The organism is Chitinophaga sancti (genome assembly GCF_034087045.1).
Taxonomy (GTDB): Bacteria; Bacteroidota; Bacteroidia; order Chitinophagales; family Chitinophagaceae; genus Chitinophaga; species Chitinophaga sancti_B.
On record NZ_CP139247.1, the window covers coordinates 819,576 to 844,879 of the forward strand.

At 44.1% G+C, this 25,304-nt stretch carries 21 protein-coding genes; 7 read left to right on the top strand and 14 right to left on the bottom strand.

Translation table 11 applies throughout. From position 1 onward, the window contains the following. Positions 1–148: 148 nt before the first annotated feature. The 7 genes from SIO70_RS03390 to SIO70_RS03420 all read right to left on the bottom strand — a co-directional run bounded on the left by SIO70_RS03390 (position 149) and on the right by SIO70_RS03420 (position 5,748). On the bottom strand, positions 149–559 hold the full coding sequence (locus tag SIO70_RS03390; RefSeq protein ID WP_083722209.1) for an OsmC family protein: 411 nt from the start codon (positions 557–559) through the stop codon (positions 149–151). Between the two features lie 294 nt (positions 560–853). Further along, positions 854–1,381: a YceI family protein gene (locus SIO70_RS03395; protein ID WP_320579441.1), complete on the bottom strand. Its 528-nt coding sequence runs from the start codon at positions 1,379–1,381 to the stop codon at positions 854–856. A gap of 164 nt (positions 1,382–1,545) precedes the next feature. Further along, complete coding sequence (locus SIO70_RS03400) at positions 1,546–2,445, bottom strand: helix-turn-helix domain-containing protein (protein ID WP_083722207.1); 900 nt, start codon at positions 2,443–2,445, stop codon at positions 1,546–1,548. Next, complete coding sequence (locus SIO70_RS03405) at positions 2,442–3,230, bottom strand: segregation and condensation protein A (protein ID WP_320579443.1); 789 nt, start codon at positions 3,228–3,230, stop codon at positions 2,442–2,444. The genes SIO70_RS03400 and SIO70_RS03405 overlap by 4 nt, the downstream gene beginning before the upstream one ends. Positions 3,231–3,300: 70 nt before the next feature. Continuing rightward, a complete protein-coding gene (locus tag SIO70_RS03410; RefSeq protein ID WP_320579445.1) occupies positions 3,301–4,242 on the bottom strand; it encodes a DUF3078 domain-containing protein in 942 nt (313 codons plus the stop codon). 164 nt (positions 4,243–4,406) lie between these two features. After that, positions 4,407–4,847: a large conductance mechanosensitive channel protein MscL gene (gene mscL, locus SIO70_RS03415; RefSeq protein ID WP_320579447.1), complete on the bottom strand. Its 441-nt coding sequence runs from the start codon at positions 4,845–4,847 to the stop codon at positions 4,407–4,409. Positions 4,848–5,001: 154 nt separating this feature from the next. Continuing rightward, the gene (locus SIO70_RS03420; protein ID WP_320579449.1) at positions 5,002–5,748 is read right to left on the bottom strand and encodes a PPK2 family polyphosphate kinase; all 747 of its coding nucleotides are present in this window, start codon (positions 5,746–5,748) and stop codon (positions 5,002–5,004) included. Between the two features lie 91 nt (positions 5,749–5,839). Between SIO70_RS03420 and SIO70_RS03425 the strand changes: the two genes are divergently transcribed. Continuing rightward, positions 5,840–6,703, top strand: coding sequence for a DMT family transporter (locus SIO70_RS03425; protein WP_320579452.1), 864 nt, complete (start codon positions 5,840–5,842; stop codon positions 6,701–6,703). A 119-nt stretch (positions 6,704–6,822) separates the two neighbouring features. Here the strand turns inward: SIO70_RS03425 and frr are convergent, their stop codons facing one another. Together frr and SIO70_RS03435 are read right to left on the bottom strand one after the other, a co-directional pair. Beyond that, the gene (frr, locus tag SIO70_RS03430) at positions 6,823–7,386 is read right to left on the bottom strand and encodes a ribosome recycling factor (protein ID WP_083722201.1); all 564 of its coding nucleotides are present in this window, start codon (positions 7,384–7,386) and stop codon (positions 6,823–6,825) included. Positions 7,387–7,544: 158 nt separating this feature from the next. Further along, positions 7,545–8,432 carry an MraY family glycosyltransferase gene (locus tag SIO70_RS03435; RefSeq protein ID WP_320579455.1) on the bottom strand — a complete coding sequence of 296 codons (888 nt, stop codon included), beginning with the start codon at positions 8,430–8,432 and terminating at the stop codon, positions 7,545–7,547. Positions 8,433–8,893: 461 nt separating this feature from the next. Between SIO70_RS03435 and SIO70_RS03440 the strand changes: the two genes are divergently transcribed. Then, on the top strand, positions 8,894–9,730 hold the full coding sequence (locus SIO70_RS03440) for a transketolase (RefSeq protein WP_083722199.1): 837 nt from the start codon (positions 8,894–8,896) through the stop codon (positions 9,728–9,730). A gap of 142 nt (positions 9,731–9,872) precedes the next feature. Here SIO70_RS03440 and SIO70_RS03445 read toward each other — a convergent pair whose 3' ends face one another. Continuing rightward, positions 9,873–11,099 carry an FtsX-like permease family protein gene (locus tag SIO70_RS03445; RefSeq protein ID WP_320579458.1) on the bottom strand — a complete coding sequence of 409 codons (1,227 nt, stop codon included), beginning with the start codon at positions 11,097–11,099 and terminating at the stop codon, positions 9,873–9,875. A gap of 17 nt (positions 11,100–11,116) precedes the next feature. Further along, positions 11,117–11,491 (bottom strand): 30S ribosome-binding factor RbfA, encoded by a 375-nt coding sequence (gene rbfA / locus SIO70_RS03450; protein ID WP_083722296.1) that lies wholly within the window; start codon positions 11,489–11,491, stop codon positions 11,117–11,119. 144 nt (positions 11,492–11,635) lie between these two features. On the opposite strand from rbfA, the gene SIO70_RS03455 reads away from it, so the two are divergent. Beyond that, the gene (locus tag SIO70_RS03455) at positions 11,636–13,465 is read left to right on the top strand and encodes an ABC transporter ATP-binding protein (protein WP_320579459.1); all 1,830 of its coding nucleotides are present in this window, start codon (positions 11,636–11,638) and stop codon (positions 13,463–13,465) included. 96 nt (positions 13,466–13,561) lie between these two features. Here SIO70_RS03455 and SIO70_RS03460 read toward each other — a convergent pair whose 3' ends face one another. Together SIO70_RS03460 and ileS are read right to left on the bottom strand one after the other, a co-directional pair. Beyond that, positions 13,562–14,617: a TraR/DksA C4-type zinc finger protein gene (locus tag SIO70_RS03460; RefSeq protein WP_320579460.1), complete on the bottom strand. Its 1,056-nt coding sequence runs from the start codon at positions 14,615–14,617 to the stop codon at positions 13,562–13,564. Between the two features lie 5 nt (positions 14,618–14,622). After that, positions 14,623–17,973 (bottom strand): isoleucine--tRNA ligase, encoded by a 3,351-nt coding sequence (ileS, locus tag SIO70_RS03465; RefSeq protein WP_320579461.1) that lies wholly within the window; start codon positions 17,971–17,973, stop codon positions 14,623–14,625. Positions 17,974–18,233: 260 nt separating this feature from the next. On the opposite strand from ileS, the gene SIO70_RS03470 reads away from it, so the two are divergent. Further along, positions 18,234–18,698 carry a PepSY-like domain-containing protein gene (locus SIO70_RS03470; RefSeq protein ID WP_320579462.1) on the top strand — a complete coding sequence of 155 codons (465 nt, stop codon included), beginning with the start codon at positions 18,234–18,236 and terminating at the stop codon, positions 18,696–18,698. A 525-nt stretch (positions 18,699–19,223) separates the two neighbouring features. Here SIO70_RS03470 and SIO70_RS03475 read toward each other — a convergent pair. After that, entirely contained in the window at positions 19,224–20,135 is a 912-nt protein-coding gene (locus SIO70_RS03475) for a helix-turn-helix domain-containing protein (protein WP_143708792.1), read from the bottom strand. A gap of 406 nt (positions 20,136–20,541) precedes the next feature. On the opposite strand from SIO70_RS03475, the gene SIO70_RS03480 reads away from it, so the two are divergent. From SIO70_RS03480 to SIO70_RS03490, 3 genes are all read left to right on the top strand, one after another. Further along, entirely contained in the window at positions 20,542–22,221 is a 1,680-nt protein-coding gene (locus SIO70_RS03480; protein ID WP_320579464.1) for a hypothetical protein, read from the top strand. A gap of 150 nt (positions 22,222–22,371) precedes the next feature. Then, positions 22,372–24,351 (top strand): DNA topoisomerase (ATP-hydrolyzing) subunit B, encoded by a 1,980-nt coding sequence (gyrB, locus tag SIO70_RS03485; RefSeq protein WP_320579466.1) that lies wholly within the window; start codon positions 22,372–22,374, stop codon positions 24,349–24,351. A 368-nt stretch (positions 24,352–24,719) separates the two neighbouring features. Beyond that, positions 24,720–25,109, top strand: a complete 390-nt coding sequence (locus tag SIO70_RS03490) for a hypothetical protein (RefSeq protein WP_320579468.1) — start codon at positions 24,720–24,722, stop codon at positions 25,107–25,109. Positions 25,110–25,304: the final 195 nt, after the last annotated feature.

Genomic DNA, 25,304 nt, shown 5'->3' on the forward strand with positions numbered 1-25,304 from the left:
AAGCTAAAACACAAAATAAATGCCCAAATACCCTATGCCCTAATGCCGAATGATCCTGGCGAAATGCGAACCATTCCACCAGGATCATTCAGGAGTCTACTGTTTCCTTTCCGGCTTTGCCGAAAAGGGAACAGTAGACAATTAGTTTTTACGCCAAACTTGCATCCAGCGTAATCTCCGTATTCAACAACTTCGAAATCGGGCAATTCGTTCTCGCCTCCTCAGCCAACTCCGCAAACTTCGCGGCATCCAACCCCGGCACCGTCGCCTTCAACTCAAGATGACTACCAGTCACCGCACCATTCTCCAACGTCACCGTCGCCTTCGTATCCAGGTTCTCAGGCGTAAAACCCGCACCTGAAATCAGGAAACTCAATTTCATTGTAAAACAGCCCGCATGCGCAGCCGCAATCAGTTCTTCAGGGTTAGTACCATTCCCATCTTCGAAACGGCTCTTATAAGAATAAGGGGTACTGCTCAGTACAGCAGATTGTGTAGTAACTGTTCCTTTCCCGTCTTTTCCTGTACCTTGCCAGTTAGCAGAAGCATTTCTCTTCATGATTCAGTGTTTTGTGTAGTTTAAATAATGTATTTGAAGGGATCTCTAAATTACTACTTCTTTTACTGTTCTCAATCCCGCACCCACGTAGATTTTTCTCTACATACGGGGAATAAAAAAGCCGCCCCGGCCGGGGCGGCTACTCTCTATTTCTGGCAATCTGTCCTTCAAAAAAAGTTAATGCTCCAAATTTCACATCTACATACTCCACACTTCGATTTGTATTAATGCTAATTCCAATCTAATGTTCCTTAATACCAATCCTGATTGCCAGAAATCTTCCTCTATACCTGATTAGGCTTGTTTAACCAACTGCACACTCGCCAGCAGTTTCACTTCTTCCCCCAGCAACAGACCACCGTTGTCGGTAGGACCATTGAATGTAATACCATACTCTTTTCTTGCGATCTTACCTTTTACTTCAAAACCTGCCTTAGTCTGTCCATATGGATCCTTAACGATACCGCTGAATTCTACTGCCAGTTCTACTGGTTTGGTCACACCACGCATAGTCAGGTCACCAGTTACTTTATAGTTCTCGTCGTCTACTTTCTGAATGCCAGTAGATACGAAAGTCAGTTTAGGGAATTGTGCTGCATGGAAGAAATCTTCTGCCTGCAGGTGCTGGTCACGTTGCTCATTCTTAGTAGTGATGCCAGCAACTTCAGCTTCGAAAGAGATCTTAGCATCGCTGAAATCATCGCTGCCGCTTTCTACAGTAGCATCGTATTGAGTAAAATAACCAGTTACGTTAGTGATCATCAGATGCTTAATCTTGAATTCTACATCACTGTGAGATTGATCAATTTTCCAGATTGCCATAAAATAAGAGTTTTAGTTTTTTGAATGTTTTTAAATATCTGAAGGATTAATTGCCTTGCTCGTTGTTTGATGATGTAAAATTAATCGTTGCAACAACTATTCGGAATGGATAAAAAGAGGAAAGTGGTGGACTTTTTTATTTCACCGAACTAACTAATTGATTATCAAATTGCGAGTTTTCCAGTCTCTTTGAATTCAGAAGGAGTTTGACCGGTATATTTTTTAAAAAAGCGGCTAAAGTAATGAGGGTCTTCAAAACCTAACCTGTATGCAATCTCTTTTGCTGACAAATCAGTATTATATAAATAACGCTGCGCTTCCAGGATAACCCGGTTACGGATATGCTCACCTGCCGTAATACCAGACTGCTGCTTGCTGATCTCATTCAGCAATACGGGTTTCACATGCATCAGACCTGCATAGTCAGACACATTCTTCAGGGTGGTATATTTATCTTCGATGAGGTTCTTAAACTGTAAAAATAAGGAGCTGTTGTGCGAAGCATGCTGATCCGGGGTAGCGATCATACTACTCCCTTTAATACGGGAGGCCAGTACCAAAAAGTAGCGCAGCAATCCATGCAAAGCTGTATCAAAACCCGGCTCCTGGTCCGTCACCTCCTTCTTCATGAGCTGTACCAACATCTCAAAATCCCTTTCCTGCTCTGGCTGCAGGGTGATCACTGTGCTGAACTGGTTGTTGAAGAAAAGGGAGGAATTGATACCCATTAGCGAAGCAGCCTGATCTTTCAGGCACATGAACGCGTCCTGGAAAGCGATCATATAACCTTCTACCTTTTCGCTAAAGGTCATGGTATGTACCTGGCCGGGGGCCAGGAAATAAAGGGTATTCTTATTTACTTCGTACGTCATTGCATCAATGGTAGGCTCAATGTGTCCCTGCTTGATCCAATAGATCGTATAGAAGTCATGACGATGAGGTTTCCCATTGGTGGCAAAAAAACTCTCTTTCAGCTCACAGAGACTGGATGCAACAAAATTGCTGTCCGCCTGCGCATAAGCTGGTAATGAAACGATCTCGATATGTTCTTTTTTGTCACTCATTCCATATCAAAAGCTCCCGCTACTTCCAGTTCACGGTCTTCAGGTTCAATAAAATCGATAATAAAATTGTTCCTGCCTTCGCCCACCATAATGGTCATGTACTTCATCTGCACCAGTTCCAGCATACCCAGGAATAGAAAAATGGCGTGCACCCTGTCCTGACAATGATCAAAGATCTTTTCAAATGCCAGTGTTTTCTCCTTTTGCGCCAGTTCGATCATGTACTGACGGGAGCCCTCCATGGTGTAGTCGTATTTATATACTACGTGCTGTGGCTTATTGTCACGCTGCTTTACCCTTTGCATCACCTTTTCGAAAGTCTGGGTGAGCTTGAAAAGAGTAAGGGTCTGGATCTCAGTGCCCTCGCTGGTGATTTCACCAATAGTTGACAACTCCTTTGCAATATTCCCTCTTTTGATCATCAGCATCCTGTCTGCTTCCTTTTCAGCCAGCTCGGCAGCCGCCTGCTTGAAACGCTTATATTCCAGGATTTTATCAATCAACTCCTGACGGGGGTCTATTTCCACTCCCTGCTCATCCAGCTCTTTGCGGGGCAGCAGCATCTTGGCCTTGATACGCATCAGGGTAGATACGAACAGGATGAATTCGCTGGCCAACTCAATGTTGATGGATTCCAGGTGGTGGATATAATCCAGAAAGTCGTTGGTGATAGTGGTGATGGGGATATTATAGATATCCAGTTCGTCCCGCTCAATAAAGAAGAGCAGCAGATCAAAAGGCCCCTCGAACTGGGGGAGTTTTATCTTATATGAGTTGTCGGCCATAATATTATGATCCCTTCGCCTGGCAAATTCCGGGTGAAGGGATCATTCAAAAATAGGAAAAAATTCCCGCTTAAAACTTCGCTGAAAAACCAACGCCTATGACCTCTTTGACCTGCAGCCGGGGTCCCATTACACCTGTTTTGGGATTCACAAAGGACTTCACGTCATCATCATAGATCATATCAAGTGATATTACCGCTGAGATATGTTTATTCACCGCCAGATTGAGTGAATTAGTCATATACAGATCCACATTTTGCGGATTGTTCCGATAATTGGAATAGAGATCTAATCTACCCTTGTACACGATCCCTTTTGCCAGTGTCTGTACGGTATTGATAGTCAGGTAAGCACCAAATTCAGATTTGATATGCTTACCGGTGTCTACTCCAAATGCGCCCTGGGATGCCAGATAGTCGTCCATCACAAATACATAACGGCCGGTAACAGGAGAGAAGAAGATGGAAAACTGGTCGGTCGGCTTATAGTCAATACCCGGAGAAAGCACTAAATAGGCAGGTGCAAAGAACCTGGATGACAAAGTCTTGGAGGTATCCGTATACAGGTAACCATCGGTAAACTGACTACGAAGATCCACTAATCCTGACAGGTAAAAGTTTTTACCAATGTCATAGCCATATTTGGAGGTTATGGAAAGCAGGTCATCGCTCTTACGGCCACCAAGGCTCGTCGTATTTACATAACCGTAAGCAAGGTTCAGTACGTTGTCCCAGCTATGCTTTCCTTTTTTGTAAAAGGCGAATGCACTCAGGGAAGAGGCAACGGAGAAAGAGAACTTATCACCACCCGCAGCCCAGTTGGTTAAAGATCCCTGGTTTATGTTCAGGTTAAACATGCCTCCCTTTTTCCATACTTTGTTAGTAGTGTCACTGGCGTCTTTCTTAATTTTTCCGCTTGCTTCTTCGCGGGATGTTTTCATCCAGTCGTCCTGTGCATGTAGGATACCGAATGTGCATACCAATACAAGGACTGTCAAAAAGGATCTTCTCATTACAATTTGTGGTTTAATTGCGGGGGTCAGCAGACAGTGAGACCTGTACAGCAGCTTACGAACCGCCTTGAATAAAATGTTCTTAAGCTGCAAAAATAATCAACTCTTAAAAAGCTACAAGGGGTCACCTATGGCAACCCCCTGTTTATTACTAATACGAGTAATTATCTTTTTTTCAGTTCGTCTCTGATTTCCATCAACAACTTCTCCTGTGGTGTTGGTTCTGGTGGTGCCGCTGGGGTAGCCGGAGCTTCTTCTTTCTTTCTGGTCAGGGCATTGATCCCTTTTACCAGCAGGAAAATACAGAACGCGATGATAACAAATTCAATGACAGACTGGATAAAGAGACCATAAGATAATACCGGGGCCCCGGCTTCTTTTGCTTTGGCAAGCGATTCAAAACTACTGCCCTTACTATCATTCAGTAGCCAGTATTTTTCTTTGAAATCCACTTTACCAGTCAGTATACCCAGGATGGGCATAAAGATGTTATCTACCAGTGCAGATACAATCTTTCCGAAGGCAGCACCGATGATCACTCCGACTGCAAGGTCAATTACGTTTCCTTTGGTAGCAAAATCTCTAAACTCTTTGAAGAATGCCATATAACAACTTTTTTAGGTGACACGAACAAATTTGCAGGGGCCAAGATAATATAATCCCTTTTAAAGACAATCTCAAAATCTACCGGAAGCTTACTACGCAAGCTTCCGGTAGATTTTGCCGGGCAGTTGCGCTGAGCTTTGTAAAGAAAAAAAATCAATCCTTCAATGCAGGATATTTCATTTTTAATGACAGCAGTGTATCCCTTAACGTTTTCGCTACTACGTATTCTTTATACCAGTTATCATCAGCAGGCACAATGATCCACGGTACCTCATTACAATGTGCAAATACATCTTCGTATGCCTTCCTGTACTTCTTCCAGAACTTCGCTTCTATCAGATCTCCTTTATTGTACTTCCACATCTTTTTAGGATTCGCCGTCCGTTCTTCCAATCGCGTAGCCTGCTCTTGGGGCGATACATGGAGATAAAACTTCAGGATAGTCGTATTACCATGATCCGTCAGTAACCTTTCAAAATCATTGATAGCAACCATACGTTTTATAATCGTTTTTTCATTCACCCATTTATGCACTCTCTGTACTAATACATCTTCATAATGAGAACGATTGAAAACCATAATCATACCTTTAGATGGGGCATGCTGATGTACGCGCCATAGAAAATCATGATCCAGCTCCTGCTCAGTAGGCACTTTAAACGCCATCACATCTACCCCTTCAGGATTCATCGTACTCATCACAGCACGGATAGCGCCATCTTTGCCACTTGCATCCATTCCCTGCAAGATAATGAGAATGGCATGTTTATGTTCGGCATAGAGCAGGTTCTGTAACTCATCCAGCTCATTTCTTATCTGGTCGGTCAGGGCCTGGGTCTTTTCTTTATCCAGTTTTTTGGGTGCTGTGGTACTGATATCTGCCAGTTTAAGCTTACTCATTCGCGTAACATTTCATCCTAGTGTAACAAAATATAAACCGAAGTGTTCTCAAATTGCGATCTTTGTCTGGCCATTCTATAAATCTAAAAACGTGAGCCAACGAACACTCAACTGGGGGATATTTCTCCTCCTTTCCCTCACCTGGGGCAGCTCCTTCATTCTCATGAAACTGGGTATGGAGCGGTTATCGCCCTGGCAGGTAGCCAGCCTCCGCATGCTATGTGCAGGTATTTCATTATCGCCTTTCTTTTTCCGCTTTATCCACAGGATGCCTGTGAAAAAGCTACCCCTGATTTTTCTGTCAGGGTTATTAGGCAATTTCATCCCGGCCTTCCTCTTCTGTATTGCCGAAATGCAGGTAGACAGTGGTCTGGCCGGCATCCTAAACGGGTTCACCCCACTCATGACCTTAGTGACAGGGGCTTTGCTGTTTAATAATGCGATCATCAAGCGCCAGCTGCTGGGTATCAGTGCCGGGCTAATAGGGGTCGTATTGTTGTTTGCCTCTCAGGGAATCAGCACGAGTTATTGGTACTACGGTCTTTGGATACTTGTAGCCACTGTATGCTATGGTACGAATATCAACCTGGTTCGCAGGCACCTGAAGGATTATTCATCCGTACAGGTAAGTGCTATCTCCCTCGGATTCTGTGCCATCTTAGCTTTTCCGGTACTGCTGTACACACATTTCTTTGCACTGCTAAGTGGGCCCGCTGTTCCATGGACTTCTATCAGTGCAGCAGCGACACTGGGCATACTGGGTAGTGGTATTGCGACCGTCCTGTTTTACTTCCTGATCAGCAGAACAGGTGCTATGTTCGCCAGTATGGTGACATATGTATTGCCCATTGTGGCGCTGGGCTGGGGTTTTCTGGCCGGAGAGCACATTACGGTATTACAGATATTAAGTCTTGGGATCATCTTAGGAGGGGTATACCTTGTAAACAGAAAATAATTAAAAGGGGATTTATTCGCTATAAATGGACACCCGGCCTCATCAAGGTATCCAAAAGAAAAGAGCGTGTATCAGCATATTGATACACGCTCTTTTCTTAATATAAGGCTGACAACCATTTAGATCGCCATAATCTCTTTTTCTTTCTGTGCACAGTGCTTATCAACCAGTTCGATAAATTTATTGGTCAATGCCTGTACTTCAGCTTCTGCATCTTTTGCAGTATCCTCACTCAGGCCGTCTTTCTGCAATTTCTTTATGGCTTCGATCGCATCACGACGGATATTTCTGATAGACACTTTACCATGTTCACCTTCACCAGCTGCTCTCTTTACAAATTCCCTTCTTCTTTCTTCCGTCAGAGGAGGTAGGAACATTCTAATGATGATACCATCGTTCTGTGGGTTAATACCGATATTGGAAGCAATGATAGCCCTTTCAATCGGCTGGAGCATATTTTTTTCCCAAGGCTGAATAGTTAGGGTACGCGCGTCAGCCACATTGATATTGGCAACCTGAGAGAGCGGGGTAGAAGAACCATAGTAATCTACGGAAATCCCATCCAGGATAGCAGGAGTTGCTTTTCCAGCTCTGATCCTGGACAATTCCAGCTCAAGGTGAGCGATCGCCTTTTGCATGGATTCGCTGGCATCGTCCATGATTAAGTTTAGATCATCTTGCATAGCAAACAAATAATTAAGTGCGTGCAAACCTACAGGAATTATCTGAGATTTTGAAGCCGGGATATGATAGAAATTGAATATAAGGGAAGCGGGGTGGACAATTGTAAGGCCGCCGGACCCTTCATTCGGGAAAGTGAGACCTGTAAAACATCCCAGGATTATTTATCCTGTAAAATTCCTTTTGGATTGACTCTGATTGCCGATTTCGGCATCACCTCTACCACTGCTTTGGCATCATTGACTGTTGCAATGGTAACCTTGTGCAGCATGTTTTCTTTTCTCCTCTTAGCCTGGTAAAGTACACCAGTGAGGATCAATGCAGAGCCAATCATACTGCCCAGTAACCAGCCAGTACCTATATGTTGGAAATAAAATGCAAAAGCTATGTAAGCAGCATTTACCATTACACATACCAGGGTAACCTGGCGGTGGTTCAGGTTCAATGCCAGCAGGTAGTGATGCAGGTGGTTACGGTCAGCCGCAAACGGAGAACGACCATGTAGCATTCTCACTGCAAATACCCGCATTGTATCGAACAGTGGCAGGATCAGGATAGCAATCGCTACAGCAGGTACAGATTCTACAGGCAGCTTGCCCGCAGGATTGCCCGCTACTTCGATGAACTTAATAGTCAGGATGGCATTTACCAGCCCTACCATTAGTGAACCGGTATCGCCCATGAAAATCCTGGCCGGAGAAATATTGTAAATCAGGAAAGCAGCTAAGCCACCTGCCATTGAAAAACCTAATACAGCATATACCAGTTGTCCGGTATAGAGGAAATACGTACCCAACACCCCAGAAACCAGCATTCCTACACTACCAGCGAGGCCATCTACACCATCAATCAGGTTGAAGGCATTGATCACCACCAGGAATGTAAAGTAAGTGAGCAGCAGGCTAAAGTGTGGAGGCAGGGCATTGAAACCCATGAAACCATACATACTGCTGATCTGTAAATTGCTAAGATAAATTACTGCAAAAGAAGCCATTAACTGGCCAATAAGTTTCTTTAAAGGGGTAAGTCCTACAATGTCATCCTTCATTCCAACCATAAAAATCACAAAGAAGGCAGCCACCATATATTGATATGGGGAATCAGCCAACGCAGGTACACAAACCGACGTCGCAACAATGAATCCAGAAAAAAACGCAATTCCTCCTAAAGTTGGAATCCGTGACTTGTGAGATTTCCTTTCGTCCGGTTCGTCATATAAATGCTTAAGTTCTGCGACCCGGATTAACACGGGAATAGCAAAGTAGGTAATAACGAAACTTAGGACAGTAGCAATTAAAACATTCTCCATTTGGGAGGGGACTTGGTCTATGTACAAAGATATTAATTTCAATCAAATGTGTATCACCTTATCTGAAAATATCCCAGATTACCGGGATACAAATCCAGATTACCGGATCCATAAAGTTAAAATGAGGGAAATAGGCAAGATTATGTGCAATTGTATTTAAATTCTATTATTTTCGCCTGATCAAAAAATTTGCAAGTATTATGCCACAGTTGAAAGATATAGCTACACAAATCAGAAGGGATATCGTTCGCATGGTGCATGGCTGCCAGAGTGGCCATCCAGGCGGTTCATTAGGTTGTGCTGATTTTTTCACAGCCCTGTATTTTAAAGTGATGCAGCACAAGCCACAACCTTTCGAAATGGACGGAGGTGATCAGGATCTGTTCTTTTTATCAAATGGCCATATCTCGCCGGTATTTTACAGTGCATTAGCCCGTTCGGGTTATTTTGAGGTGTCAGAACTGGCTACATTCCGCCAGTTGAATTCCCGTGTACAGGGTCACCCTACTACTCACGAAGGCTTGCCTGGTATACGTATGGCATCAGGTTCCCTGGGGCAGGGTTTGAGTGTGGCGATTGGTGCTGCGCTGACGAAGAAACTGAATAATGATGACCGTATTGTATTCTCTCTGCATGGTGATGGTGAGTTGGAAGAAGGGCAGAACTGGGAAGCAATTATGTTTGCTCCTCATCATAAAGTGGATAATCTGATCGCAACTGTGGATTGGAATGGACAACAGATTGATGGTACAGTTGAGGCTGTGGCAGGTTTGGGTGACCTGGAAGCGAAGTTTGCGGCTTTTGGATGGACTGTGTTGCATATGAATGGGAATGATATGGATGAGGTGGTTGCTACATTGGAAAAGGCAGTAGGTATGACCGGACAAGGTAAGCCGATTGTTATTTTGATGAAGACGATTATGGGTGCTGGGGTTGATTTTATGGAAGGACATCATGAGTGGCATGGGATTGCACCGAATGATGAGCAGTTGAAGAGTGCGTTGGGACAGTTGCCAGAGACGTTGGGAGATTATTAATTTTATTATTTAAATAGCAAAAAAATGGGCAAATCACTTCGTGATTTGCCCATTTTTTTGTGGCCGGAATAAGCAACGGCTATCGCTGTAGCTTATTCTTTTTATTAATATTAACTGGCACCATAGCCAATCCTGAAGCATTTCAGGTAGCCTTTAGCGCTACATGTTGCCGCCCCGCTCTCCTTGCCGGATACCAACTGGCAGCCAAACCGATTACTATTATCGTAATACTTACCAGTACAAAATCACTCAAATGCATACTCACCGGGTACGCAGGTACTAAAAATGATTGCCCCTGCAATTTGATCAACCCAAACTTATCCTGTAGTATACAGAAGATAATACTGATTGTAAAACCTATCCCGGTACCGATCCCCGCAATAATCAATCCCTCCATAAGGAAGATGCGGGTAATGAGGCTGCTCCTGGCTCCCATAGCCTTCAGAATCGTGATGTCTTTCTGCTTTTCCATCACCAGCATATAGAGTGAACCAATCATGTTAAAGGCAGCAATCACCATTATAAATGACATGATCACATATACCGCCCACTTCTCTGTCTGCATAATTGCATACAGCGCCTGGTTCTGTTCATATCTTGTCTGTATCAGGTAGCCATCTCCCAATAGCTGCTTCAGCCTTGCCTTCAGATCATTATCATTCTCACCAGGCTTAGCCCCCACTTCCAGTGCCGACATTTCATCTGGCGCCATGCCCAATACCCCTCTCATAAAATCGATATGGGTTATGACATACTTGCTGTTGAAATCCTGCTGGATAGCAAAAGAACCGGAAGGGTAGAGTATCCCACTTCCCAATGCGTCTTCAGGCGTAGTCACACTCGTGATATTGCGACGGGGCAGGTAAACGGTCAGCGGTACGAGACTTTTTTCTACATCTACCCCCAGCGCCATTTCCAGCTCCAAACCCAATACAGCTCTGTAAGCCAGGTCATCGCCGGTATCAAAATGACCACGCACCATGCTTTTATTCACAGCCGCTACCTTATTATAATTACTATCCACACCCTTCAGGATAGCGATCGTCTGATCACCATCTCCGTACCGTAACACTGCTTTTTCCTCGATCACCTCTGTCATGTTTGCCACACCTTTTACCCCTGCTATCTGCTTAAGCTGTACAGGTGACAGGTGCAAAGATTTCCCTGACGCCGGGCTCACCTTTACAGAAGGATAAAAGGTAGAATATAATGACTTGACCAGGCCCTCAAAGCCGTTGAATACGCTGAGAATAACAATCAGGGCCGCCACACCGACTGCAATAGCCGATACGCTTACCCATGCAATAATATTGATGGCATTAGTACTCTTTTTGGCCCTGAAATACCGGGATGCAAACTGCCAGATCATACTTTTAGCTGAAATTCCTATTTGTTTTCCTTCCCGGCATCGTCGTCATTAATCTTCTTGAAAAGTTCCTCCATCTTGAACACGTAATCCAACGTGTCATCGAGGAACAGGGTAAGCTCTGGTATACGGCGCAACTGCTTGCCTACACGATTGCCCAGGTCTCTCTTGATCACACCCATCTGTTCTTTGATTCTATTGATCATCTCGTGGTTGTCCTTGATCTGGAACATGCTCAGGTATACCCTTGCTTCCAGCAGATCCGGGGTGACGCGTACGGCGGAGATAGAGATCATTCCTCCGTCTACCACATTGAATCCATGACGCTGGAATATATCACTCAGTTCTTTTTGTAACAGTTGTCCAATTTGTTTCTGTCTCTTGCTTTCCTGCATATTATACGAATTGTTAATATTGAGAGCTATGTAGTCCAGAGATAAATCACTATTAATATTGTAGTAACTTGCAGCCCTGTTTCTATACTCTCTGGCAAAGATAAGGAAACACGCATGCGCGATACGATATAAAATAAAGTAAAGATGAAGACATTTTTTAGGTTGCTGGATTTATCCCGGCCCTATCACCACTACGTTCCGGAATACATTGTTTATATTATCCTCTATTCTATACTGGGATTGATGAACTTTGGCCTCCTCATTCCCCTGATGAGTGCATTGTTCGACACAGGACACCAGGCGGTGGTGACCCAACTGCCGGAATTTTCCATGAGCTTCGGTTATGTAAAAGACGTATTTTATTATTTCCTCAACCAGCAGCTGGCATCAGGGGGTGGTAAATTCGGGGTATTGATATATATCTGTATCGTACTGTTCATTACCATCATACTCAAAAACCTCTTTGGCTACCTGAGCCAGAAAGTACTGACCCGCATGCGGGTAAACATGGTAAGAAAAATGCGCGAAAAGCTGTTTGACCAGTTCAGCACCCAATCGCTCCGCTTCTTCCATGATGAACGTAAAGGCGATCTGCTCTCTACTATCAGTTCTGATGTAGTAGAAGTAGAAAACTCTGTAGTCACTTCATTGCAGACACTGTTCAGAGATCCGCTGGTGATCATCTCTACCTTTATCGCACTCTTCGTGATCTCGAAAGAGATGACATTATTTACCCTGGTATTCTTCCCCATATCCGGTTGGCTCATCAGTAGTGTATCCAAAAAGCTGAAAAGGCAATCCAATAAAGGTCAGAGCCTGTTGGGCAGAATTGTGAATATCACGGAAGAAACCCTGTCAGGTATTCGTATTATCAAAGCTTTCAATGGTGAAAAGTTCATCCGTGATAAGTTTGATAAGGACAATATTGCTTTTGCCCAAACGGTAAAAGCTATCCAGAACCAGCGTGAAATGGCCTCTCCGGTATCCGAGATTCTCGGTGTAATGGTAGTGGTGGTAATCATGATGTATGGAGGTTACCTGATCCTGAATCACAAGAGCAACCTGCAACCCGAAATGTTCATTGGTTACCTGGCCCTGTATTTCCAGATCCTGGCACCTGCCAAGAACATCGGTTCCGCTATCACGTCTATGCCTAAAGGACTGGCTGCCGGCGAAAGGGTATTGCGCATCATCGACCTGGACAATGCCATCAAGGATAAACCAGATGCAAAGTCGCTGGATGGATTCAAGGATGCCATCGTATACGACAATATCACCTTCAGATATAATGAAACACCTGTTCTGAAGAATGTTAACCTTACCATTCCAAAAGGTAAAATGGTGGCATTGGTAGGTAAGAGCGGCGCTGGTAAAACCACCATGGCCGACCTGCTGCCACGCTTTTACGATGTACAGGGTGGTAAGATCATGGTAGATGGTAAGGACATTCGTGATGTAAAAATGCACGACCTGCGCGCTATCATGGGTATGGTATCGCAGGAGGCGATCCTCTTCAACGATACTATCTTTAATAATATCGCCTTCGGACAGGAAAATGCAGATAAGGAAGAAGTGATCAAGGCGGCTAAGATTGCCAATGCCCACGAGTTCATCATAAAACAGGATAACGGGTATGAAACAGAGATAGGTGATAGGGGTATGAAACTGAGTGGTGGTCAGCGTCAGCGTCTGACCATCGCGAGAGCGATCTTCAAGAACCCGCCCATCCTGATCCTGGACGAGGCCACCTCTGCACTGGATACAGAATCAGAAAAACTGGTACAGGATGCGCTGGACAAACTGATGGAAAACCGTACGACTATCGTGATTGCACACAGGTTATCCACCATCCAGCATGCGGATATCATTGTGGTGATGGACCAGGGAGAAATTAAGGAGCAGGGTACACACGACCAGCTGATTGCTGTAAATGGTATCTACAAGAAGCTCGTAGAAATGCAGGAATTCAAATAGAGGAATGCAGTTACATTTCAGCTACCGCGATATTATTGCAAAGGAAAAGCCCGGATGGTACATCCGGGCTTTCTTTTTATCTTATAGAAGAGAAAATTACTTGCTCTTTGCTAATTTAGCTTCGATGCTGAGGGTAGCGTGAGGAACCGCACGCAGCCTTGCTTTATCGATCAGCTTACCGGTCATACGGCAAATACCATAAGTTTTGTTCTCGATACGGATCATGGCTTTTTCCAGATGATCGATGAACTGGATCTGGCGGCTAGCCATCTGGTTCAGCTGCTCTCTTTCCTGAGAACCGGAACCATCTTCCATACTCATGTATTTGTTTTCAGTATCGTCAGTACCTGCTTCATCCTTACGGGTGATCAGGCCTTGCAGATAAACCAGTTCTTTCTTAGCTGCTTCCAGCTTTTTCGTGATCAGGTCTCTGAATTCCTGCAGGTCAGCGTCGCTGTAACGATAGATAGGTCCGGAAGGTTGTTCAGGTTGATCCAGTACGGATTTTGTGAACTCAGGCTGGTAGGTAACCAGGGTATTACCTCCTTTGGATCCGGCTTTTTTATCGCCTTTTTCTACGCGCTCAACAGGCTTTTCAGCTTTCGCAGGAGCTTTATCTGTTTTAGCTGGCGTTTTTTCAGCTGTTTTTTTGCCGGCATCTTTCGCTACCGCTTTTTCCTTCTCGTCTTTTTCTTTATTATTCTTTACTGGCATTATTACTTCTTTTTCTTCTGGCTTGGAAATTAGTTTTTCTTTTACAGCAGGTGCGACTGGCGCAACTACTTTCTGCTTTGTATCAGGCACTTTCTTAGCTGCCGGCTTAACGGGAGCCTTCGCTTTGTTAACGGGCTGCTTAGCTGCGGGTGCAGTCACAGCAGGTGCTGGTTTCGCTACAGACTTGCTGGAAGGGGATGCTTTTGTTACTGTTTTATTTGTGGCAACAGCCTTTTGAGTAGCAACCGGTTTAGCGGGTTTGGCGGAGGCTTTCGACGTTAAGGTCTTCGCATTAGATTTTTCAGCCTGTACCGCTGCCTTTTTCGCAGTGGGTACGTGGGCCGCTTTCTTAGCGGGTGTAGCCTGCTTTACCGAAGCTTTTGTAGCCGGTGCTGCCTTCTGGGTCTTATTGATAGCAACTTTTTTGCCTGTTGCCATGGGGATTAGCTTTTTTTGTTAACTAATACATTAAATGTCAAATCATTAACTTCAATTTCAACTCCATCCTGTAATTCCGGCACTAATTCCACACTATCTGCCAAAATTTCCGTGCAAATATAGTCATTATAGTTAATAATCGCTGATTTGAGGCTTTCTGCTACCGCCATTTTTACCTGTATTCTGTCAGTCAGTTCAAAATCATTGTCCTTCCTGATTTTCTGAATACGGTTCACCAGTTCACGTGCATTACCTTCATCGAGCAACTCAGGTGTAATAGTAATATCCAGGGCTACCGTTAAGGCGCCTTTATTCGCTACAGTCCATCCCGGAATATCTTCTGAAATGATCTCAACGTCAGATAAAACTATAAATACTTGCTCATTTTCGATCAATAGATTAAACTGTCCATCCCTTTCTAATGCCGCTATATCTGCATCGGTGAAAGCTGTTATTGCTGCTGCTACTGCTTTCATTTTTGCCCCCATTTTGCTCCCCAGGGATTTGAAGTTTGGCTTGATCTTTTTCTTGATGAAACCGGCAGTTTCCGTAAGATAATCAATACCTTTCACATTGACTTCACTTTTTATGAGGTGAGCCACTTTTTCAACCTGATCCTTCAGATGTCCATCCTGTACAGGTATCAGTATTTTCTGTAACGGCTGACGTACTTTAATATTTACCTTTTTACGGAGTGACAATACCAGGGAACTAATATCCTGGGCCAGTTGCATTCTTTCTTCCAGTTCAGCGTCGATCGCTGCTGTTACTACTGTTGGGAAGTCTACATGGTGTACAGACACCCTGTCGCTACGTTTACTAACCTTATTCAGGTTGTTGAATAACCAGTCTGCAAAGAACGGAGATACCGGTGCCATCAGTTTGGACAGGGTTTCGAGACATTCAAAGAGGGTCTGGTAAGCAGAGATCTTGTCATGTTCGTATTCCCCCTTCCAGAAACGGCGACGACAGAGACGTACATACCAGTTACTCAGATGTTCATCTACGAAGGTCTGTATTGCCCTTCCGGCCTGAGTAGGCTCGTATTCATCAAAAAATCCTGTAACGTCTTTTACCAGTGTGTTCAGCAAGGATATGATCCAGCGGTCAATTTCTGGTCGCTGTTCCAGCGGAATGTAAGCTTCCTTGAACGAGAAGTTGTCCAGGTTCGCATACATGGCAAAGAAATTATAAGTATTGTACAGGGTGCCGAACAACTTACGTTGTACTTCACGGATGCCATCAGTATCAAATTTCATGCTATCCCATGGAGAAGCATTGGTAATGAGGTACCAACGGGTTGCGTCCGCCCCAAATGACTCCAAAGTTTCAAAAGGATTGACCACATTGCCGAGCCTTTTACTCATTTTGTTGCCATTCTTATCCAGGACGAGTCCGTTACTTACCACTGCCTTGTAAGCGACACTATCAAAGAGCATACTACCCAGCGCATGCAGGGTATAAAACCATCCACGGGTTTGATCCACACCTTCAGCGATGAAGTCGGCCGGGAAGTTTTGCTCAAAGGTTTCTTTATTCTCAAATGGGAAATGCCATTGTGCGTAAGGCATTGCACCACTGTCGAACCATACGTCTACCAGGTCAGGTTCGCGGCGCATCGGCTTACCGGAAGTACTTACCAATATAATATTGTCTACATAAGGCTTATGCAGGTCTGAAGTCAGCTTGTCAATATAAGCAGCCTGGTCTTTTTCATCAGCAGGCAGTGTCATTACACCAGCTGCAAATGCTTTTTCCAGTTCAGTACGCAGTTCTGCCACAGAACCAATACAGATTTCTTCAGTTGCATCTTCCGTACGCCAGATAGGCAGTGGAGTACCCCAGAAACGGCTACGACTCAGGTTCCAGTCCACCATATTTTCCAGCCAGTTGCCAAAACGACCGGTACCTGTGAAAGCAGGTTTCCAATTTATGGTTTTGTTCAGTTCCACCATTCTGTCTTTTACGGCAGTGGTACGAATGAACCAGGCATCGAGCGGATAATATAATACAGGCTTATCTGTACGCCAGCAGTGAGGATAAGTATGTTCATACTTTTCTACCCTGAAGGCGCGGTTTTCTTTTTTCAGTTTTACCGCGATGTCTACATCCACATCCTTGTATTCCGGATCACTCTTGTAATTCTTTACATAGCGGCCACCGAATTCACCCACAGTATCCAGGAATTTACCCTGACGATCTACCAGCGTGAGGATGCCAAGACCATATTTCTTACCTACCTTGTTATCGTCCGCACCAAAAGCAGGAGCAGTATGCACGATACCAGTACCATCTTCGGTGGTTACGAAATCGCCGAGGATTACACGGAATGGATCTCCTTCTTCAGGCTGTACATAAGGTAATAGTTGTTCGTAGCGGATCTCTTCCAGCTGGCTGCCTTTGAAAACTGCCAGGGTCTGCCATGGAATCACCTTATCACCTTCTTTATACGCAGCAAAATCGCCATCTTCACCTTCTTTCTTAAAATACTTACCAGTCAGGGCAGTCGCCATTACCACAAACTGTGGCAGACCGGTGTATGGGTTGAATGTGCGGATCAGCGCGTATTCGATATTAGCACCTACGGTCAGGCCGAGGTTGGAAGGTAATGTCCATGGGGTAGTTGTCCATGCCATGAAAAATACTTCAGCAACAGGATCTGCCTTGCGGGCAATGTCGAAGAGGAAAGCAGACCTGTCTGATTCAATTGCCTTGAAAGTAGCTACGACAGTAGTATCCTTTACATCTTTATAAGTACCTGGCTGGTTCAGTTCGGCATTACTCAGACCTGTACCTGCAGCAGGAGAGTAGGGCTGAATGCTCACGCTCTTGTACAGGAGACCTTTCTTATATAATGTCTGCAAACACCACCAGAGGCTTTCGATATAATTGTTTTCGAAAGTGATATAAGGTTGCTGAAGATCTACCCAATAGCCCATTTTACGGGTCAGGTCATCCCATTTATCTTTATATTTTAATACCTCGGTGCGGCAGGTCTTGTTATATTCTTCAATGGAAATTGTCTTTCCAATATCTTCTTTAGTAATGCCGAGCGTTTTTTCCACACCTAGTTCCACAGGCAGACCATGAGTATCCCAACCGCCTTTACGCTTTACCTGGAAACCACGCATAGTTTTATAACGGCATACAAGGTCCTTAAGGGTACGGCTAATGACATGGTGAATGCCCGGTAAGCCGTTAGCACTTGGCGGACCTTCATAAAAAACGAAGGGGGTCGCGCCTTCCCGCAGGGAAACACTCTGCTCGAAAGCTTGCTCCTGTTCCCAACTGGCCAATACATCTTTCGCTATCTGCGGTAAATTCAGCTGATTATATTCCTGATATTTGCTGCTCATAAAACAATTATGCGCCCTTTGACGTTAATAAGTGAGTTGATTAAAATTCTGCAAAGTTACGGATTTTAGCCGGCTCTTATAAGGAAATCAGGAGTAAAAACAAAGAAGTAAACCATTTGATTTTAATTGCTGGATATTTTTTGTATTTTTACAGTGCATTGGTTCGCATGAATCTTGGCATTGTTTTGGTAACTAACGTCGGAAGAATATAAGTTGAAAAACTTAACCCAAAAGAATTGATAAACCATATCTGATCAATTATGAGAAAGTTAGTTTTAATATTTTTTGTGGCACTTATAACTTCCGGCACAACTTTTGCACAAAAAAAATCAGCAAAAAAAACAAAAAAAGTAGTTGCTAAAACAGAAATGGTAGCTCCGTCAGTTGTAAAAGATTCTTTTCAACAGACCTTTACAGGAACGGACGCCAAATGGAGTAAGAACTACGGAGGCAATTGGGTAGCAAACTTTACCAAAGACGACGTGAAGACAGCAGCAGAGTTTGATAAGGATGGTAAATGGATAGCAACCCGCAGCAATTATACAGAAGCTAATCTGCCAAATGCAGTAGCTACAAGTGTAAAAGCGAAGTATCCGGCCGCCACCATCAAAGATGGTTGGAAAATAGAAAGGTCAGATGTTGCTTCTTATTATAAGGTAAATATTCAGGACAACGGTACAGAAAAAGCAGTGTTGATTAATGAGGCTGGTACCATTGCAGAATGATTACTTTCACTAATTAGTATTTCATAGGTATAGGGATAAATAGGACAGACCCTGCTCTTTTGGGCGGGGTTTTCTTTTGTTTTTAAATGAGTTTGACTTGCCTTAGGCAAGCCAAACTCATTTAAAAACAAAAACCGTCTCGAGTAATACGAGACGGCTTTATGTAATTACGGTAGAAGACTTACCTGACAAAAACGCACTTTCAAAAGGTCAAATATGGTGTTTGAGGTGCAAAATAATGGCTTTACTCAAAATTTTTGCCCGGTAAGCCTTCCCCATGGTCAAATCTGATAAGGAAGCTTATAAGGATGATCAGGATAGATATCTGCCGATCGTGATACAAAGATGCACCAATCTTATATAGTTCCTTTTCGAATTCGGGAAAACTAATGATCGAAAAAGGAAAACCTCCTCCAAATAAAAAACTTCATGATACAGGGAATTCACCAACAGGCATGAAAACCCATTTCAAAGAAAAAAAGCCCCCTGTAAAACAGGAGGCTTTTCAATATAATAAATTGATTACTAGCGCAATAATAATTCACATGGTTTCAACCCTGTATGCTTCTTAAACGCAGTTGAAAAATGTGAAATACAGGAATACCCCATCAAAATTGCCACTTCACTTACACTCATTCCCTTTTCGTACAGCAACCCTTTCGCCTTCTCCATTCTTTCCTTCTGGAAATAATCATAAATGGTGGTACCATACATTGCCTTGAACCCTTTTTTCAGGTAACACTCATTCATCGCTACTTTACGGGCCAGATCACGAATGGTAATAGGTGCATCCAGCTGTTCCAGCAAGATATCTTTTGCCTTCTCGATCTTTCCACGATCCTCCATATGAGTGAGGAAACGGCAACCAAAACGGTCGTCTGTATCGTTCTGCACAAACTGGTCAGAGCTGAATAACAACAACTCCAACGCTTTGCTCTGCAAAAAGATATTCTTCAGCGCCCCTTCATAATTATGATGTACCATTTGCTCCAATACCTCTTTTGATTTGGTACTTGGTGCCAATGTTTTTACAAACGGCTTACGTGACTGCATGTCAAACAAGGTACTTGTCGTAGAACCCTTCTGCAGGGTTTGTATGAACGACGGCTGGAAACGCACAGTGATCATATCGATAGAAGGCTGCTTGGAATTGCAATTCTCCTTTTTATGTGCGCATACCTGGTCTGTACATCCTGGATTTTGACAATACTTATTCCCGGCTACACAATATCGTAGCTCCACAGCAGCAGATTGCCCTCTTTTTGCCGGCTGGTATACCACCATCGCTACATCTTCTACTGGCAAAGGGCGGTCATATGTGAACCGCTGCAATGTGAAATCGAGACAGTCCGGTACTGCCACGCTATCGGATACTGCCAACTCGAGCTGATCGCTCATAGCAGGCTGACGGATAGCCAATGTTAATATGTCCTGCAACTCTTTCAAATTTCCTTATCAATTGTTAAAATCCTGACAAAAATAGTCAATCAAATTTTAATAGAAACGGTTTTGACAGTAAGGTGACCAAAACACGTGGTTTCCAAAAGGGAACCTGGTGTGAGGTTCCAGATACCCCACCGTCTCTGAAGCACGTCTATAGCTCGCTGGGGGAGATAACCCGCCTATAAGCCGCCCATATCCCGCCCATAACCCGCCAATAACCCGCATCTATAAAGAGGCGGGATATGGGCGGGATACTAATGGGTTATTGACGGGTTAGCGTTATGATAAGGATATGCTTATCCTATGATTATACCTATCTCGTATTTGTATTATATAAGAAAACATACACTAATTTTACCTCCGGGTGCGTACTGGTATGAAATTCGTTCACTCATCCCTAATGGAAAGAAAATCCTTTATACGTCGATTCCTGAAAAAAGCCCTGATCATCCTGGCCAGCTTTATTCTCTTAGTCATGGCTATTGCATGGTACCTGGCCCACCGCTGGGATAATCAGATCCGCATACAGCTTAAGAGCTATGTCCTCGACATGTCTGACAGCCTGTACAACCTTCAGTATGATAAATTGCACCTGAACCTCATTACTGGAAGCCTGAGCCTTGAAAAAGTAAGCCTGGTCAGGGACTCCGCTGTCTATGCCCGCTTACAGCAACAGCACAAAGCCCCCAGGTTCCTGTATACTTTCAGCGCTGAAGAGATCAACCTGAAATATTTCAAAGTATGGCGCTACTTCCACAAAAAGCAACTGAGTGCCAGCTCTTTAGCACTACATAATCCCAGTATCATACTGGAACTCAATACCCGGAATATCGATACGACCAAGCCCCGGAATGCCTACCAGAACATTTCGGACAAGATATCCTCGATACACCTGGGGAACCTGCTCCTCGACAATACCAACCTGAAGTATACTTATGTCAAAAAAGATAGTAGCCTGATTTATACCCAGGTGAGCGAACTGAGTATACAGGTCAAGGATTTCCTTATCGACTCCGTTGCCATGCAGGACCCTACCCGCTACCTGTATGCCCGTAACTATATTTTAGACCTGAAAAATTACCATTATCGCACCCCGGACAGCCTTTACTGGATGCATGTGAGAGATGTACACTACAGTGCAGAAGACAGAAGCATCAAAATCAAGCAGTTCCAGGTAGAACCACGGTATAACAGGGAGCAATTTGACATCAAATCCGTCTATCAGCGCGACAGGTTCGATGTACATCTGAATGATATTGATATTACTAACCTGGAACCCCGCTTATTGCTTGAAGATCAAATCGTTCAGGCTGGAAAAGTGGTCATTAACAGCGGTAACCTGGATATTTATCATAACCGGAATCTCCCCCCATCCCCCGGCAATAAACTGGGTAAGTTTCCCAATCAGATACTGCTAAAAGTGGCGTTACCTATTAATATAGATACCATCATTGGCAAGAAGACAGACATTCTCTACTCGGAAATAAACCCGAAATCGCAGGAAGCCGGCAAACTTAGCTTCAATCAGGTGCACGGTATATTCCGGAATGTGACCAACATTGACTCAGTCATTGCCCGCAAGTCCATGCTCACCATCGACCTCGATGCCGTGCTCATGAAAAGTGGTAAACTGAAAGCCCACTTTGGGTTTAGCCTGAAAAATAAGGGTGGCGGATTTTCCGTAACCGGGCAGATAAAAGATATGGATGGGAGAGAGCTAAACCCGGTATTGAAACCACTGGGCATGGTAGAAGTAAAATCCTGTAAGATCAACGACCTGAGCTTTAGCATGAACGGCGATGAACAGGGAGCGAAAGGAGAAGTGAAGTTCCTTTATTCAGACCTGAAGGTGAATATTCTGAAAAAAGATGAAGGCAGCCATGAATTCAAAAAGAAGGGCCTGATCAGCTTCATTGCCAACCTCATGGTTATCAAGGATGAAAACCCGGGTAAGGGGCAAACAAGAATTGCACACCCTAACTATACCAGGGACCCCAATAAATCGTACTTTAACTTAGTATGGAAAACGCTTTTTACGGGAATCAAGGAAATAGTGCTCGGTGAACACTCACCTATATAATTATAATTGAAATGTGAATAAATCGAGGTGGAAAAAATAACCCATCGATACATCATTTTATTCGCACATTAAACATTGAAATAAGCCTCATTTTTCGTATTTTTGCACAATTCACGAGAATTCAACTCTAAACTACATTTTCACCCAAATATGAGCGAAGAAATAGCGCAAGTAACTACTCCAGCCCAGGGCGGCTATGATGCGGATAGCATTCAGGTACTGGAAGGTCTGGAAGCGGTGCGTAAACGCCCTGCGATGTACATTGGTGACATTGGCGTAAAAGGTCTTCACCACCTTGTATATGAAGTGGTGGATAACTCGATCGATGAGGCACTGGCAGGTTATTGTAAGAATATAGATGTCACTATCTGTGAGGACAACTCGATCAGGGTAGTGGATGATGGTCGCGGTATCCCGACAGGGATGAATACCAAAGAAGGCCGTTCAGCGCTGGAAGTGGTAATGACCGTACTGCACGCAGGTGGTAAATTTGACAAAAACACATATAAAGTATCCGGTGGTCTGCACGGTGTGGGGGTGAGTTGCGTAAACGCACTGAGTTCCCTGTTGCATGTAACCGTAAGACGCGATGGTAAACTGTTTGAACAGGAGTACTCCCGCGGTATACCTCAATATGCAGTTCGTGAAATCGGCGACTCCGATGAAACAGGTACAACTGTACACTTCAAACCAGATGGTGAAATCTTCAAGGATACAACCTACAACAGGGAGATCCTCGCTGGCCGTCTGCGCGAACTGGCTTACCTGAACAGGAAGATCCGTATCGTTCTTACTGACGATCGTGAAAAAGACGACCAGGGCAACTCTGTAAGTGAAGTCTTCTACAGCGAAGGCGGTATTGTAGAATTTGTATCCATGCTGGATCGCAATGGTCGTCGTAACCCACTGTTGCCTGATCCTATCTTTGTAGAAACAGTCGATGCTGCCAGCAACGTAGCGGTAGAAGTAGCGGTGATCTACAATGATTCCTTCTCTGAGAACATCTTCTCTTACGTAAATAATATCAACACCATTGAAGGTGGTACACACGTAGCCGGTTTCCGCCGCGCCATTACCCGTGTTTTCAAAAGCTATGGCGATAAGAACAAAATGTTCGAAAAGACCAAAGTGGAGGTAACCGGTGATGACTTCCGCGAAGGTTTGAGCGCTATCGTAAGTGTAAAAGTACCTGAGCCACAGTTCGAAGGTCAGACCAAAACCAAGTTGGGTAACTCCGACGTAATGGGTGTGGTAGACAGTTCTGTAGCTGCTGTACTGGATGCTTACCTGGAAGAACATCCACGTGAAGCAAAAACCATCATCAACAAGGTGGTACTCGCCGCCCAGGCCCGTGAAGCTGCGCGTAAGGCAAGGCAGATGGTACAGCGTAAGAGTGTGTTGAGCGGTAGTGGTTTGCCTGGTAAACTGGCTGACTGCTCTGAGAATGATCCTAAAATATGTGAACTGTACCTGGTCGAGGGTGATTCCGCGGGTGGTACGGCAAAACAGGGTCGTAACCGTAGCTTCCAGGCTATCCTGCCACTGCGTGGTAAGATCCTGAACGTGGAGAAAGCCATGGAGCACAAAATCTACGAAAACGAGGAAATCAAGAATATCTTCACCGCCCTTGGAGTAACCATCGGTACTGAAGAAGATGATAAAGCACTGAACCTGTCTAAACTCCGCTATCACAAGCTGATCATCATGACGGATGCCGATGTGGATGGTAGTCACATTGCAACGCTGATCCTCACATTCATCTTCCGTTATATGAAGGCGATGGTAGAGCAGGGCTATGTGTACATCGCACAGCCACCTCTGTACCTGGTGAAGAAGAGCAAAGAGCAGATCTATGCATGGACGGAAGAAGACCGTAAAGCAGCGATCCAGCAACTGGCACATGGTAAGGAAGACAGCGTGACCATCCAGCGTTATAAAGGTTTGGGTGAGATGAATGCTGAACAGCTGTGGGAAACGACCATGAATCCTGAACACCGTACCCTGAAGCAGGTAACTATCGAAAGTGCTGCCGAAGCGGATCGCGTATTCAGTATGCTGATGGGTGATGAAGTACCTCCACGTAGAGAATTCATCGAGTCTCACGCGAAGTATGCAAAGATCGACGCCTAAGTTAAAATTTTATATAAGCGAAAAAGACTGGTCCCGGCCAGTCTTTTTTTATGTAATTACAATTCTGTCATGTTCATAAAATTATCTAGTTAAACTCAAAAATTATTACCAAAGGTTAATTTTCTACCACTATGTGGGAGGTGTGGACAATTTTATTTCTCACTCATTTACAATCACTTCGATCTTATTGTGAACATACCTGTTAAAAAACTTATAAATCTTTTATTTAATTCATCTCTTTTCTCTGTATTTTGCACTCCTATTTATCTCTATACCTATTGAATTTGAACTATCCTATGAAACCTAGCTCCCTCCTGGGACTTCTGTGCCTGGTGCTATCCTTTTGCGCATGTCAAAAGGATAAAGCAGTGCCGACATCGGGATCCTTAACATTCGCGTTCGAAAGCACTGCTTTTTCCGCTAACACCGCGAGTGGTTATTTGACCGATACGACTGGCGTTGGCAAGAAAGTCCTGACCATTGAAGGTATGACCAGTAACCTTAGCAAGCACATTGCAGTGACAGTTATATTTCCTGATACACTTGCAGTGGGAACATATACAGAGGCAAACAGCGCCACCATATTATGGTCACCGTCTTTGTCAGCAGAGGTTGCATCTTATCTCAGTACTACAGCGACAATTAAAATTACAAGCATAAATAGTAAGTATGCCGAAGGCACATTTGCCGGCATTTTAGACAATGGCGAGAAAGAAGAGCCATTAACGGACGGAATATTTAAAGTCAACATTTATTGATCATCGTTTTTTTTGAAATCTTTTTCCATCGTGTCCCGCTTGTTAAAGCGGGACTTTTTATTTCTGGTTAATATCTGAGCATAGATAGTTAATTACCATAAAAGGACTCGAAGCCCCACAGATTACATTTGGAGTAAATCATGAATTTTTAAATCAGGAACAATAGAACAATAAAGGCCATTTGCGCAGATGGCC